Annotated in this window: 12 protein-coding genes; 9 read left to right on the top strand and 3 right to left on the bottom strand. The window is 69.9% G+C overall.

The window, feature by feature from the left end:
* Nucleotides 1–108: 108 nt before the first annotated feature.
* On the top strand, nt 109–1,995 hold the full coding sequence (locus Aut01nite_RS07210; protein ID WP_152628887.1) for a hypothetical protein: 1,887 nt from the start codon (nt 109–111) through the stop codon (nt 1,993–1,995).
* Nucleotides 1,996–2,128: 133 nt separating this feature from the next.
* Here Aut01nite_RS07210 and Aut01nite_RS07205 read toward each other — a convergent pair whose 3' ends face one another.
* Together Aut01nite_RS07205 and Aut01nite_RS07200 are read right to left on the bottom strand one after the other, a co-directional pair.
* Nucleotides 2,129–2,857, bottom strand: coding sequence for a DUF4253 domain-containing protein (locus Aut01nite_RS07205; RefSeq protein ID WP_052164103.1), 729 nt, complete (start codon nt 2,855–2,857; stop codon nt 2,129–2,131).
* A gap of 339 nt (nt 2,858–3,196) precedes the next feature.
* On the bottom strand, nt 3,197–3,673 hold the full coding sequence (locus tag Aut01nite_RS07200) for a hypothetical protein (RefSeq protein ID WP_043528259.1): 477 nt from the start codon (nt 3,671–3,673) through the stop codon (nt 3,197–3,199).
* Between the two features lie 645 nt (nt 3,674–4,318).
* On the opposite strand from Aut01nite_RS07200, the gene argC reads away from it, so the two are divergent.
* The 8 genes from argC to argG are packed head-to-tail and all read left to right on the top strand — an operon-like array spanning nt 4,319 to nt 12,129.
* Nucleotides 4,319–5,320, top strand: coding sequence for an N-acetyl-gamma-glutamyl-phosphate reductase (gene argC / locus Aut01nite_RS07195; RefSeq protein ID WP_043528255.1), 1,002 nt, complete (start codon nt 4,319–4,321; stop codon nt 5,318–5,320).
* On the top strand, nt 5,317–6,489 hold the full coding sequence (gene argJ / locus Aut01nite_RS07190) for a bifunctional glutamate N-acetyltransferase/amino-acid acetyltransferase ArgJ (protein ID WP_043528254.1): 1,173 nt from the start codon (nt 5,317–5,319) through the stop codon (nt 6,487–6,489). Before argC ends, argJ begins: the two co-directional genes overlap by 4 nt.
* Nucleotides 6,486–7,430: an acetylglutamate kinase gene (gene argB, locus Aut01nite_RS07185; RefSeq protein WP_052164101.1), complete on the top strand. Its 945-nt coding sequence runs from the start codon at nt 6,486–6,488 to the stop codon at nt 7,428–7,430. The genes argJ and argB overlap by 4 nt, the downstream gene beginning before the upstream one ends.
* Nucleotides 7,427–8,581 (top strand): acetylornithine transaminase, encoded by a 1,155-nt coding sequence (locus Aut01nite_RS07180; RefSeq protein ID WP_043528252.1) that lies wholly within the window; start codon nt 7,427–7,429, stop codon nt 8,579–8,581. Before argB ends, Aut01nite_RS07180 begins: the two co-directional genes overlap by 4 nt.
* Nucleotides 8,578–9,513 carry an ornithine carbamoyltransferase gene (argF, locus tag Aut01nite_RS07175; RefSeq protein WP_043528251.1) on the top strand — a complete coding sequence of 312 codons (936 nt, stop codon included), beginning with the start codon at nt 8,578–8,580 and terminating at the stop codon, nt 9,511–9,513. The genes Aut01nite_RS07180 and argF overlap by 4 nt, the downstream gene beginning before the upstream one ends.
* The gene (locus Aut01nite_RS07170; protein ID WP_043528249.1) at nt 9,510–10,007 is read left to right on the top strand and encodes an arginine repressor; all 498 of its coding nucleotides are present in this window, start codon (nt 9,510–9,512) and stop codon (nt 10,005–10,007) included. Before argF ends, Aut01nite_RS07170 begins: the two co-directional genes overlap by 4 nt.
* Nucleotides 10,007–10,900, top strand: a complete 894-nt coding sequence (locus Aut01nite_RS07165) for a hypothetical protein (protein ID WP_043528246.1) — start codon at nt 10,007–10,009, stop codon at nt 10,898–10,900. Before Aut01nite_RS07170 ends, Aut01nite_RS07165 begins: the two co-directional genes overlap by 1 nt.
* On the top strand, nt 10,897–12,129 hold the full coding sequence (gene argG, locus Aut01nite_RS07160; RefSeq protein WP_043528245.1) for an argininosuccinate synthase: 1,233 nt from the start codon (nt 10,897–10,899) through the stop codon (nt 12,127–12,129). Before Aut01nite_RS07165 ends, argG begins: the two co-directional genes overlap by 4 nt.
* 72 nt (nt 12,130–12,201) lie before the next feature.
* Here argG and dapE read toward each other — a convergent pair whose 3' ends face one another.
* Complete coding sequence (gene dapE / locus Aut01nite_RS07155) at nt 12,202–13,260, bottom strand: succinyl-diaminopimelate desuccinylase (RefSeq protein ID WP_043528242.1); 1,059 nt, start codon at nt 13,258–13,260, stop codon at nt 12,202–12,204.
* Between the last annotated feature and the right edge of the window lie 117 nt (nt 13,261–13,377).

The following is a 13,377-nucleotide window of genomic DNA, read 5'->3' as shown; positions in this document are numbered from 1 at the left end:
AAGGACAGCCATGATCAGCTTGAGCACGTCACGCAGGAGACCCTGCGGCTAGAGTCGCTTCTTCTCGACTACGAGATGGCTCGCGACGACGAACGAACCGTCATCAACATGCAAGCCGGATTGTACGGGGTGGCCATCGCGCTGATCGCGTTGATGGCGGGTGCCCTGACCCAGGAGTGCGGCTTCGGCATGCGGAACGGGGAGGACTGCACCGACGTACCCGACCCGATCCTCGCCGCCCTCCCCATCTTGCCGCTGGGGCTCATCGCCTTCATCCAGAGCATCGGTTCCGTCTCCACGATCCGCAGCTACTACCTGCGCGGACTCGAGGTCGAGATCGGCCGTTATGCCGACAAGCCGATGTCGGCCCTCGGGGACCTGCGGCCGGTCAGCTACATCGGCCTGACGACGGAGTACATCAGCCTGCGCCGTGGCGGTCTAGCGAACCGGCTGCTTTTTAATGTCATCCTGGCGGCCATCATGGTCGTTTTCGGCGGCATGGCCATCTACATCGGCATGGCGATCGCGCCGCCGTACCAGGTCGCCATGGCGGTGGTCTACGGCACGGTGGTCGTGATCCTGCTGAGCCAGACCGTCGAGGCTGTCTTCCACGGCCCGCGCTTGTTCACGTCGGTGGCGCAACGGTTCGTCCGCGGACCCGGCTACGGCGGAATGCCCCGCGCCCACGCCGGCTCGGGCGCCGCCGGCGTGGCGGAGTCCCCGACGAAACGGCCCCGGAGCCTCGCCTCGTACCTCGTCCTGCCCCGCCCGGAGGACCTGATCAAGTGGACGATCGCGCCGCTCACCTACCTGGCGTACGCCGCCGCGGCCGGCGACTGGACACAGTGGCGCCGGTTCCTCCTCGCCTGGATCATCCTGGAGTACCTGATCTACATGGCGCGGTACCAGTGGAACGACGTCCGGGGCGTCGTCGACGACTGGAACCACAGTGAGGCCCGCGCCCGGGCCCGGCTCCCGGTCCCGCGTGACTCGGCCGAGTCACGACAGAACATACTGGTCAGCCTGCTAGTCGGGGGCATCCGACTGATCGGGGCGATGCTGCTCGCCGCGATCGCCGGGTTCCCTGGGCAGGCCGCCGTGATGATCGGCGCCGTCTTCGGCGTCGCGGTGATCTATGAGTTGCTGCGTTCCCGGACCCGGGGCGGGCTCACCGTCAGCACCGTCGCGATCTGGCTCCTGGTCGGCGCTGGCTACGCGATCCGGGGTGCCGTGGGCATCGCCGGCAGCGGCGTGTCACCGCTGTCCCGGCCGGGTCTGGCGGGGATGGGGTTCCTGCTCGCGTTCGGCATCATGTTCGTGCTGCTCACCTGGGTTCTCGACGCCAGCTCGTACGGGCGGGTCGAGGCCGACGGGACATGGTCGTTCCGGCCGGATCTGCGGCGCAAGCCGCACCTGGCCGAGCTGCTCCGATTCGTACCGGTGAGAAATCCCCGATACGACACGGCCGCGCCTTCGAACGATGCGGCGCGGGATCCCGGCTACGGCGGCGCCCGACGGCTCCTGCTCGACAATCCGCGGCGCCCGCGACCGCAGGCACCGTGGAACCTCGCGCAGCTGGCCGCGGCAGCATCGGCAGCCGTGCTCGGCGTGGAACTGACCGATCCGGCTGGCCGGAGCCCAGTGATCCACCTGGCCGCGGTCAGCTCCTGTGTCGTCTTCGCCCTGATCCTGCAGCAGATCCGGATCGGCTGGGTGAGCGCCGTGACGGTCATCGCCGGCGCCGTCCCGCTGGTCGCTCTCAGCGTCTCGACCGGGCTGTTCCCGGCCGTTCTCGGCGCGGTGCCGTGGCTGGTAGCCGGCTTTACCTACGTGAGTTTCCGCGGCAGCTCCTATCAAGACCTGAAAGCGTTCGGGCCGGCGGTCGTGGAGAAGGCCCGGAGTCTCCCGGCGCTGCTGCTGCGCGGCATCGTCGGAACCGCCACCTGGGAGCGGGTGTTGGACGCGGAACGGGCGGACAACGCCGGCAAGTTGTGAGAGCGGAGCTCGGTCTGCCGCTGTTTCGCGGCAGCGTCGGCCTACTGCTGGCCGCTTCCTGATCTGCCGCTGATCGGGGGTTGGCACTGTTGGAAGACCGCCGACCGGCACAACGGTGGTCCGGATGCTCAGGTCAGTCCCACCACACGCGCCAGACCGGGGCGTTCATCAGGCCGGCGGCCAGCTCGGTGAGGGTGTCCGCGCGATAGTAGTCGTACTCGCCGTCGTTGTACTGCCGGTATTCCCAGGCCAGAGCCAGAGCGTGGGGCGGGGTGGCCGGCGGGCGGGCGACGGCGTATTCGAGGGTCGTGTCGGTCCAGGCGACCGGTTCGGCTCCGTACCGTTCGTACCAGTAGCGCATGATCGCGGAATGCTCGGCCGGGTCCGGGTCCCAGAAGACGCTGTGCTGCAGGGTCACCGGCACCAGCCACGGTGCGGTGGCGGGCACCAGGGCGACGGTGACTTCGGCCGGCTCCCCGTCCCAGCCGTAGGGAAGCCCGAACCCGGGTCGTTCTGGTTTCTCGGGCCATACTCGTTCGCCGGCCAGTTCGGCGCGCAGCTCCGCGGCGTAGCTCGGGGAACTGGTGCTCAGGTACCGCTCGCCGCGTTCGGCCAGAAGCGCGGCGCCGTTCAGCGCCTGCGCGTCGGCTGCCGACCAGACCTGTCCGTTGGAGGGGTACGACGCGGTCAGTTGCTCGGGGGTGTCGGCATCCATCAGCAGCGGCCAGAGCCCGCTCTCCGGATGGGCCAGCCGCAGCTGTTCCCACCACCGCAGAGCCTCGTCGCCTTCAGCCTGGAACCCGATGACCTCTGCCCCGGTCGGCGTGACGAACAACGGCTGGGTCGGTGGCGTGTCGCGCATCCGATCATGGTGACCCAAGGGCACCTTTCGATCAAGATCGATCCAGTCGCCCGCGGATTGTGGGAGCATCCGTCATTCGACCTCTGGCCGCTGCGCTGGTAGACGCCGCCGAGAAGGCGACTCTGCTGGCGCAGGGATAGTCACGGACTCTAGCCACCCGTCGCTGGGACGGCTATAGCCCAGCCGATGGGGCAGAAGGCACTCTCATGCCGCTGAGCATGTGTGCTGCCGCCAGACCGTCGTGACGGTGCGTGTCCATCGAGCCAGGATCGCGTGCACGCTTGTGCCGATGACAGTGCACGCGCTCAGGCCGTCGGTGATGCGCTATGACCATGCCCGTCACACCGGGTAAACGCGGTACTGCAGCTTTTCGTCGTACTGGAGACCGGTGACTGCCGTGATGATCGACCAGAGGAAGTCCTCGTCTGGGCCCCAGGACGGCAGGGCGATCTCGGCCTCGACCAGCAGTGGCGTTCCTTCGTCCTCGACGGCCACACCATCGGCGTAGACGTAATGCCGGGTTCGTTCGCCGTTCGTGAACAGCGTGAAGCCGTATGTGCTCGAGACGCTGCTGAAGAAGACCACCAAAGCGTCGGCCGGGTCGGTCGGCTCCCAGCCCATGACCACATCCATCATCGGGTTCCAGACCTGCACCCAGCCACCCGACTCGGCGGCATAGAGGGCGTCCGGCTTGAGGGCGCTTGTAGCCTGGTCGGCTCCGACCAGTTCGCCACTGAAATCTGTGATGGCGAGGTCGTCCACAGCCTCGTCCGCCGTCACGTCCCGACGGAAGAGCACCGAGGTGTTCCAACCCATGATCAAACCTTTCCTTGTACGGCGGGGCCGCCGCCCATTGTTCAGGGCGGCACCGTCAGGACAACGTGGGAGGGCGTTCTCGCCAGAGACCTCGACGGTTCTGCTCGCAAAGTAGACCCCGTGAACGGCTTCCGTTCATCGCCGCGGAGCAGACTCCGCCGCCCTCCTGGCAAGCTCGGGTCAGTCGCCGACACCGCAAGCCGGCGCCCTCATCTGCCGCCGATGACGCGCGCTGGGCCCGTAACCGCGTAACGCGGCGTCATGGTGAACCTTGCGGTTCCCGAGCGGCCGCGGGAGGCGACCGGGCGGGCCGTCAGTCTCGTCCGCCCCGCCGCCAACGACGACGGCGCGGATTCGCCAACAGAGTCCCGTCCGCGGGGTGGGGCTGCCGTCGTCTTCCGTGACCACCGCATTCGCCCGGCGGTCGCGGTGCGGTGGTTCGCACCGCCTGTCTCGCGCGGGGGAGCGGGGACGGCTGATTCTGCTTCTGGGCACGGTGTACGGCGTACCGATGAAAGGGTCTTCTCCGCGGAAGGGTCGTGACCGTGACGCTCACCATGCGGGACGCGGGTGTCGTCGCTTGTCGGAATGACTGCGAGAAGTTACGGTTGACTGCATATTCATGCAGAGAGGCGGAGGGTCTCGATGGGCGTCCGGGTCGCGGTTGCGGGAGCCAGTGGTTATGCGGGCGGTGAGTTGCTGCGCCTGATCGCCGGGCACCCCGAGTTCGACCTCGTCGCGGCGACCGCGCACAGCCAGGCGGGTTCGCCGGTGAGCGCGGTGCATCCGCAGCTGGCCGGGCTCGACCTGGTCCTCGGCGCCACCGACGCGGAGACGCTGCGCGGCGCCGACCTGGTCTTCCTCGCTCTGCCGCACGGGCAGTCCGCGGCCGTCGCGGCCCAGTTGGAGCCCGGGGTCAAGGTGGTCGATCTGGGCGCCGACTTCCGGCTGGAGAGCGCCGAGCAGTGGACCCGTTATTACGGTGGCGGCCACGCCGGCACCTGGACCTATGGTCTGCCCGAGCTGCCCGGCGCGCGGGAGGCGATCGCCGGGGCCGACCGGGTCGCCAACACGGGGTGCTATGCCGCGACGATCATCCTGGCGCTCGCGCCGCTGATCGCCTCCGGCGTCGCCGACCCGGAGGACATCGTGGTGGTCGCCAGCTCCGGCACGTCCGGCGCCGGCCGCAACGCCAAGGTGCACCTGCTGGCCAGCGAGATCATGGGCGACCTGTCGCCCTACAAGGTCGGCGCCCACCAGCACGTCGCCGAGATCAAGCAGGCCACCGGCGCGGGCTCGCTGTCGATGACGCCGATCCTGGCGCCGATGCCGCGCGGCATCCTGGCGACCGTCACGGCCCGCCGGCGCAACGGCGGTGATCCGCGCGAGGCGCTGCAGGCGGCCTATGCGGACGCCCCGTTCGTGCACGTGCTGCCCGAGGGCGTCTGGCCGCACACGGCCGCCACCGCCGGTTCCAACTCGTGCCACCTGCAGGCCACCGTCGACATCGACTCGGGCCGCATCATCGTCGTGAGCGCGCTGGACAACCTCGGCAAGGGCGCCGCGGGCCAGGCCGTGCAGAACGCCAACATCATGTTCGGTCTGCCCGAGACCACGGGCTTGAGCGTCTTCGGAGTGGCCCCGTGACCGTCACCCATCCCAAGGGCTTTCGGGCCTCCGGCGTCGCCGCCGGGCTCAAGAGCGGCGGAAACGCCGACGTCGCCCTGGTCGTCAACGACGGCCCGGACTACACGGCCGCCGGCGTCTTCACCGGCAACCGGGTCAAGGCCGCGCCGGTGCTGTGGAGCCAGCAGGTGCTCAGGGGCGGCATCGTCCGCGCCGTGATCCTCAACTCCGGCGGCGCCAACGCGTGCACCGGCTCGCAGGGCTTCCGGGACACGCACGCCACCGCCGAGCACACCGCGAGCGTGCTGCGCGGCGGCGCCAAGCCGATGATGATCGGCGCCGGTGACGTGGCGGTCTGCTCGACCGGCCTGATCGGCGAGCTGCTGCCGATGGACAAGCTGCTGCCGGGTGTCAGCGCGGCCGCCAAGGCGCTCGCCGCCGACGGCGGGACCAGGGCCGCCGAGGCGATCATGACCACGGACACGGTGGCGAAGAACGCGGTGGCCCAGCGGGACGGCTGGTCGGTCGGCGGCATCGCCAAGGGCGCCGGCATGCTCGCCCCGGCGCTGGCCACCATGCTTGTCGTGATCACCACCGACGCCTCCGCCGACAACGAGGTGCTCGACGCCGCGCTGCGCGCCGCCACCCGGTTCACCTTCGACCGGATCGACGCCGACGGCTGCATGTCGACGAACGACACGGTGCTGCTGCTGGCCAGCGGCGCCTCCGACCGGCAGCCCTCGCTGGAGGAGCTGACCGCCGCGGTCACCGAGGTCTGCCACGACCTGGCCCAGCAGTTGATCGCCGACGCCGAGGGCGCCACCAAGCACATCGCCATCGAGGTGCAGGGCGCGGCCAGCGAGGCCGACGCGGTGGAGGTGGGCCGCACGGTCGCCGGCAACAACCTGGTGAAGACGGCGTTCTTCGGCAACGATCCGAACTGGGGACGCATCCTGGCCGCGATCGGCACCACCAGCGCGGCCTTCGAGCCGGATCGCATCGACGTCGCGATCAACGGCGTCTGGATCTGCCGCAACGGCGCCGCCGCCGAGGACCGTGGCAAGGTCGACCTCTCCGGCCGGGACGTCAAGGTCACCATCCATCTGCACGAGGGCGAGATGGGCGCGACCATCTGGACCACCGACCTCTCGCACGCCTACGTGCACGAGAACTCGGCGTATTCGTCATGAACCCGCTGGAGAAGGCCGGCATCCTCATCGAGGCGCTGCCCTGGCTGGAGCGTTTCCACGGCACCACCGTCGTGATCAAGTACGGCGGCAACGCCATGATCGACCCGAAGCTGCAGGAGGCGTTCGCCGCCGACATGGTGTTCCTGCGCCTGGTCGGCATCAAGCCGGTCGTCGTGCACGGCGGCGGCCCGCAGATCAGCCGGATGCTGACCCGGCTCGGCATCGAGAGCGAGTTCCGCGGCGGCCTGCGGGTCACCACCCCGGAGGCGATGGAGGTCGTCCGGATGGTGCTGGTCGGTCAGGTGGGCCGGGAGCTGGTCGGTCTGATCAACCAGCACGGGCCGTTCGCGGTGGGTCTCTCCGGGGAGGACGCGGGCCTGTTCACCGCGGTCCGCCGGCAGGCGATCGTCGACGGTGAGCCGGTCGACATCGGCCAGGTCGGTGACGTCGACGAGGTGCACACCTCGGCCGTCGACGACCTGATCGCGGCCGGCCGCATCCCGGTGATCGCGACGGTCGCCCCGGACGCCGACGGCGTCCTGCACAACGTGAACGCGGACACCGCCGCCTCCGCGCTCGCGGTCGCGCTCGGTGCCCGCAAGCTGGTGGTCCTCACCGACGTGCCGGGCCTCTACACGAACTGGCCGGACACCTCGTCGCTGACCAGCGAGATCGATGCCGACGCCCTGGAGAGACTGCTGCCCTCCCTGGAGTCGGGGATGGCGCCGAAGATGGAGGCGTGCCTGCGCGCGGTCCGCGGCGGGGTGCCGGCGGCACACGTCGTGGACGGCCGGGTCGCCCACTCGACTCTGCTCGAAGTCTTCACGGAAGAAGGATTCGGAACGATGGTGGTCCCGTCCATTCGCGAGGTTGCGAGCGAATCAACAGGTTCAGCGCCGGGATCCGGCCGGGGCCGGAGCGAAGCGGAGGTGCCGGCATGAGCACCCTGGTCGAGCGCTGGCAGCAGACCATGATGAACAACTACGGCACGCCGGCGATCGGCCTGGTCAAGGGCGAGGGCGCGGTGCTGACCGCGGAGGACGGCAGGGAGTTCGTCGACTTTCTCGGCGGCATCGCCGTCAACGCCCTGGGTCACGCCCACCCGGCCGTGGTCGCCGCCGTCACGCAGCAGATCCAGCAGCTGGGTCACGTCTCCAACCTGTACATCTCCGAGCCTCCGGTCGCGCTCGCCGACCTGCTGCTCGTGCTGGCGGGCCGGTCCGGGCGGGTGCTGTTCACCAACTCCGGCGCGGAGGCCAACGAGGCGGCGTTCAAGCTGTCCCGGCTGACCGGGCGGACTCATGTCGTCGCGACCGACGGCGCCTTCCACGGCCGGACCATGGGGGCGCTCGCGCTGACCGGTCAGCCGTCGAAGGCCGACCCGTTCCGGCCGCTGCCGCCGTCGGTCACCCACGTCCCGTTCGGTGACGTCGCCGCTCTGGAGGCGGCCGTCACCAGCGAGACCGCGATGGTGATCCTGGAGCCGATCCAGGGGGAGAACGGCGTGGTGGTCCCGCCGCCCGGATATCTGACGGCGGCACGGGAGATCACCGAGCGGGCCGGCGCCCTGCTGGCACTCGACGAGGTGCAGACCGGCATCGGCCGGACCGGGCACTGGTTCCACCACCAGAGCGAGGGCGTCGAGCCGGACGTCGTCACCCTGGCCAAGGGGCTGGGCGGCGGTCTGCCGCTGGGCGCCTGCATCGCCTTCGGGCGCGCCGCCGACCTCTTCCAGCCGGGTTCGCACGGCACCACGTTCGGCGGCAACCCGGTCTCCTGCGCGGCCGGCCTCGCGGTGATCCGCACGATCGCCGGCGAGGGCTTGCTCGACCACGTCAAGCGGGTCGGGGAGCAGCTGCGGCACGGCATCGAGGCGCTCGGTCACCCGCTGGTGTCCCACGTCCGGGGCGCCGGCCTGCTGCTCGGCATCGTGCTCACCGAGCCGGTCTCCACTGACGTGGCCGCGAAGCTGCGGGACGCCGGTTTCCTGGTCAACCCCGCCAAGCCGGACGTGATCCGGCTCGCCCCGCCCCTGATCATCTCCTCCGATCAGGCGGACGCCCTGATCGCTGCCCTGGACGGTATCCGGTGACCACCCGCCATTTCCTGCGTGACGACGACCTGACGCCCGAGGAGCAGTCGCAGATCCTCGACCTGGCCGCGGAGATGAAGGCGGACCGGTTCGGCCACCACCCGCTCGCCGGCCCGCGCAGCGTCGCGGTGTTCTTCGACAAGGCCAGCCTGCGCACCCGGCTCTCGTTCGAGGCCGGCATCGCCGAGCTGGGCGGCCAGCCGATCATCGTGGACACGCAGAACACCCACTTCGGACGCGGCGAGACGCTCGCCGACGCCGGCCGGGTGGTCGCGCGGTACGTGTCGGCGATGGTCTACCGCACCCACGGCGACGAGCGGCTGGCCGAGCTGGCCTCCGGCGTCGACGTGCCGGTGATCAACGCGCTCAGCGACGGTTACCACCCCTGCCAGCTGCTCGCCGACCTGCTGACCATCCGGGAGCGGTTCGGGTCGACGGCCGGGCGGACCCTCGCCTACGTCGGTGACGCGGCGAACAACATGGCCCACTCCTACCTGATCGCGGGCGCTCTGGCCGGGATGAACGTGCGGGTCGCCGGCCCGTCCGGGTTCGACCCGTCGCCGGCCGTGGTCGCCCGGGCCGGTGAGATCGCGGCGTGGACCGGCGGTTCGGTGGAGGTGCTGCGCGACCCGCGGGAGGCGGCCGACGGGGCGCACGTGATCGCCACCGACACCTGGACGTCGATGGGCCAGGAGGCCGACGGCAAGGACCGGCTCACCCCCTTCTGGCCGTACCAGGTGAACAAGGAGCTGCTCGCCGCCGCCGACCCGGAGGCGATCGTGCTGCACTGCCTGCCCGCGCACCGCAACGAGGAGATCACCGACGAGGTGATCGACGGGCCGCAGAGCGCCGTCTTCGACCAGGCGGAGAACCGGCTGCACGCCCAGAAGGCGCTGCTCGCCTGGCTGCTGGCTGCCAACGGCCGGTCATGAGCACGCCACTGACCCGTGCGGGGCGGCATGCCCGGCTCGTCGACCTGATCCGGACCAAGCGGGTCAAGTCGCAGACCGAGTTGTCCACCATCCTCGCCCACGAGGGTGTTCACGTCACCCAGGCCACGCTCTCCCGTGACCTGGAGGAGCTGAACGCCGTCAAGGTCAGCGGCATCTACTACATCCCCGAGGACGGTCACAAGCCGTTGCGGGAGAGCACCGAGCACGGCCCGGCCCGCCTGATCCGCCTGCTGCGCGAGCTGCTCACCGGGGTGGACTCGAGCGGCAACATCGCGGTGCTGCGCACCCCGCCGGGCGCCGCACAGTACCTCGCCAGCGCCCTGGACCGCTCCGGGCTGCCGGAGGTGGTCGGGACCATCGCCGGCGACGACACCATCTTCGTGGTGGCCCGGGACGCGAGCCCGGTGTCGGGTGCGCTGCTGGCGGAGAAACTCAGCAACTGGAGCAGGTCGGACTCGGAGGAGAGTCGTTGATGACGTTCAAGCCAGCCGTGGAGGCCCGCTTCCCCGACTTCGCCGACCACACCGACAGCCTGGTCGGGCACGGGGTGGAGTTCTTTCTCGCCTCCAACGAGACGTTGCGGCCGCACCTCAACGAGACGCCGTACGGCCACAAGCTCAGCTGGCTCGACTTCACCGAGACGGCCGAGAAGGAGTGGTCGATCCGGGACTTCCTGAACTTCTTCAACGTCATCAACGGCATCGCGTTCGGTGACCGGGGCATCCCGATGCCGCAGTGGGTGATGGTCGACCTGATCCTGATGCCGGCCGCGGCCCTGATCGCCGGCCTGCCGCAGGCCGAGTTCGCGGACATGGTCGAGCGGTCCACGTTCCGGTTCGACACCGACGTGAAGCAGTTGCTGCGCAAGGTCCAGCAGGACATGCGGGACAGCGGCTACCGCGGTCCCGTCCCGGTCGGCGGTTACTGCGCGGCTCCGTCCGCCGAGCCGGGCCGCTGGGTCGGCTGGTCGCTGTGGTCGCTGATGCCGGCGGTCGGGCTGGGCAAGGCGGCCAAGGCGCTCGCGCTGTCCGCCTACCGCGCGCAGAAACTCGACGGCGTCACCCAGTACGACAACAGCGCCCTCAAGGTGCACACCGAGTTCGGCGCGCTGAAGGTCCTGGTCGCGACAGTGCCGTTCCACACCTCGCCGGGTTCGTTCGTCTACCAGAGCGACCTGACGCTCCCGGCCGGGGGAGAGGTTCCCGAGCCGACCTTCCTGCTCGATCCGTTCGACTACAGCCGCCAGCGGGCGATGCAGAAGGACATCGAAGCGGGCCGCTGTGAGTTCTATGTCCTGCCGCCCGGCCACGTCCGCCGGGACGGTAAGACATATGTGCCGATTCTCGAAAAGGAACTGCCCCGATGACCAAGCGCAAGATCGTCCTCGCCTTCTCCGGTGGTCTGGACACGTCGTACGCCCTCGTGGACTTCCGCGAGAAGGGCTGGGACGTGGTCACCGCCAACATCGACACCGGCGGCCTGCACAGCGGTGAGGCGGAGGTGGTCAAGGCGCGCGCCGAGGAGCTGGGCGCCGTCGAGCACCACGTGGTGGACGCCCGCGCCGAGCTCTACGAGCGGGTCGTCACCTACGCGATCAAGGCGAACTATCTGCGCAACGGCGCCTACCCGTCCTGTGTCGGGGCGGAGCGGCTGATCCAGGCGGAGAAGGTCGTGCAGGTCGCCCTCGAGGTCGGCGCGGACGCGGTGGCGCACGGCTCGACCGGCGCCGGCGCCGACCATGTGCGGTACGACGCGGTGATCCGGGCGCTGGCCCCCCACCTGGAGATCGTCACCCCGATCCGGGACGAGCGGCTCACCCGCGAGGGGGAGACCGAGTTCCTGCGGTCCCGGGGTTACGAGGTCAGCGAGAAGGTCAAGCTCTACTCGATCAACGAGGGCCTGATCGGCACGTCGATCGGCGGCGAGGAGACCTACGGCTCCTGGGACTATCTGCCGGAGTCCGCCTGGACCTACACGAAGTCGATCGACGAGGCCCCGGAGAAGGGCGTCGAGCTGTTGATCGGCTTCGAGAAGGGCGAGGTCGTCTCGGCGGTCACCGTCGACGGCGCGCCGCTGCCGAACGAGAACAACTACGACATCCTGTCGGCGCTCAACGTGCTCGGCGGCGAGCACGGCGTCGGCCGGGGCATCCACATGGGCTCCACCATGGTCGGCAACCTGGCCCGGGTCGGATTCGAGGCGCCGGGCATGCTGATCCTCATCGCCGCGCACCGTGAGCTGGAGAAACTGGTCCTGTCGAACCGGCAGCAGGCCACCAAGGCGACGCTCGGCAACACCTATGGCGACCTGCTGCACGAGGCCGTGTACTTCGACCCGATCATGGACGATTTCCGGGCCTTCCTGGACTCCAGCCAGACCCGGGTCACCGGCACCGTGCGGGTCCGGCTGCACAAGGGCAACATCGTGCTGCTCGGCAGCAAGAGCCCGCACAGCCTGCTGGACGCGGCGACCCGCTCGGGCGTCGTCTACGGCCATGGATCGTCGCTGTGGACCGGCGAGCAGGCCCGCGCGTTCGCCCACATGTACTCGGTGCCGGGCGCGATCGCCCGCGCCGCCGCCGACCCGGCCGAGTAGAACCCCCAGCGTGGCGACCAGCGGCGCGGTTCGGACCGCGGGTCGCCACGCTGCGCTGGGATGACCCGGGTGTCAGCTGAGCCAGGTGGTGAGCACGTGCAGGGCTTGGCGGATCTCCGGGATCGGCACGAACTCACCGTCGGTGTGTGCCAGCAGCGGGTCGCCCGGCCCGAAGTTGACCGCCGGGATGCCCAGGCCGGCGAACCGGGACACATCGGTCCACCCCAGTTTCGGCGCCGGCGGGCGGCCGACCAGGTCGACGAACTCCTTGGCGGCCGGCTGCTCCAGACCCGGCCGGGCGCCCGGCGCCGCGTCGACGACCTCCAGCTCGAAACCCGCGAACACCTCACGCAGGTGCGCCTCGGCCGCCGCCACGTCCCGGTCGGGGGCGAAGCGGTGGTTGACGTGGACGGTGCACAGGTCGGGGATCACGTTCCCGGCGATGCCGCCCTCGATCTTCACCGCGTTGAGGCCCTCGTGATATTCCAGGCCCTCGACGACGGGTCGGCGCGGCACATAGGCACGGAGCACGTCGAGCACCGCGCCCGCGCTGTGGATGGCATTGCTGCCCTTCCACGAGCGGGCCGCGTGCGCCGCCACCCCGGGCACCGTGATCTTGACCCGCATGGTGCCCTGGCAGCCGCCCTCGACGGTGCCGTCGGACGGCTCGCCGAGGATCGCGAAGTCGCCGGCCAGCCACTCCGGGTGGTTGCGCACCAGACGGCCGAGCCCGTTGAGCCGGGCCGCGACCTCCTCGTGGTCGTAGAACACGTAGGTCACGTCGTGCCGCGGCTCGCTCAGCGTCGCGGCCAGGTGCAGCGCCACCGCGACACCGGCTTTCATGTCGACGGTGCCGCGGCCGCGCATGATGTCACCGTCGACGACCACCGGCAGGTTGTCCTTGATCGGCACGGTGTCGAGGTGCCCGGCGATCACGACCCGGGTCCCGCGTCCCGTGTTCGTCCGGGCCACGACGGCGTCCCCGTCGCGCAGGACCTCGAGGTGGCCGTAGGCGCGCAGGGCGGTTTCGACGGCGTCGGCCAGAGCCTTCTCGTCGCCGCTGACGGACGGGATGTCGCAGATGGTCCGAGTGAGTTCGACAACATCACCGGTGAGATCGAGGCGGGTCATGGTGCAAACTTATCAGATCAAGAGCATTTTTATGCGTACGGCGGAAACGGTGGACGACCGCGACCCCGCCTGCCCCGTCTCATCCACCGCGACGGGGCCGGGCCGCGATCCGGGGCC

Source organism: Actinoplanes utahensis, assembly GCF_016862455.1.
In the GTDB taxonomy this organism is placed as follows: domain Bacteria; phylum Actinomycetota; class Actinomycetes; order Mycobacteriales; family Micromonosporaceae; genus Actinoplanes; species Actinoplanes utahensis.
This window is presented reverse-complemented; position numbering and strand designations above follow the sequence as displayed.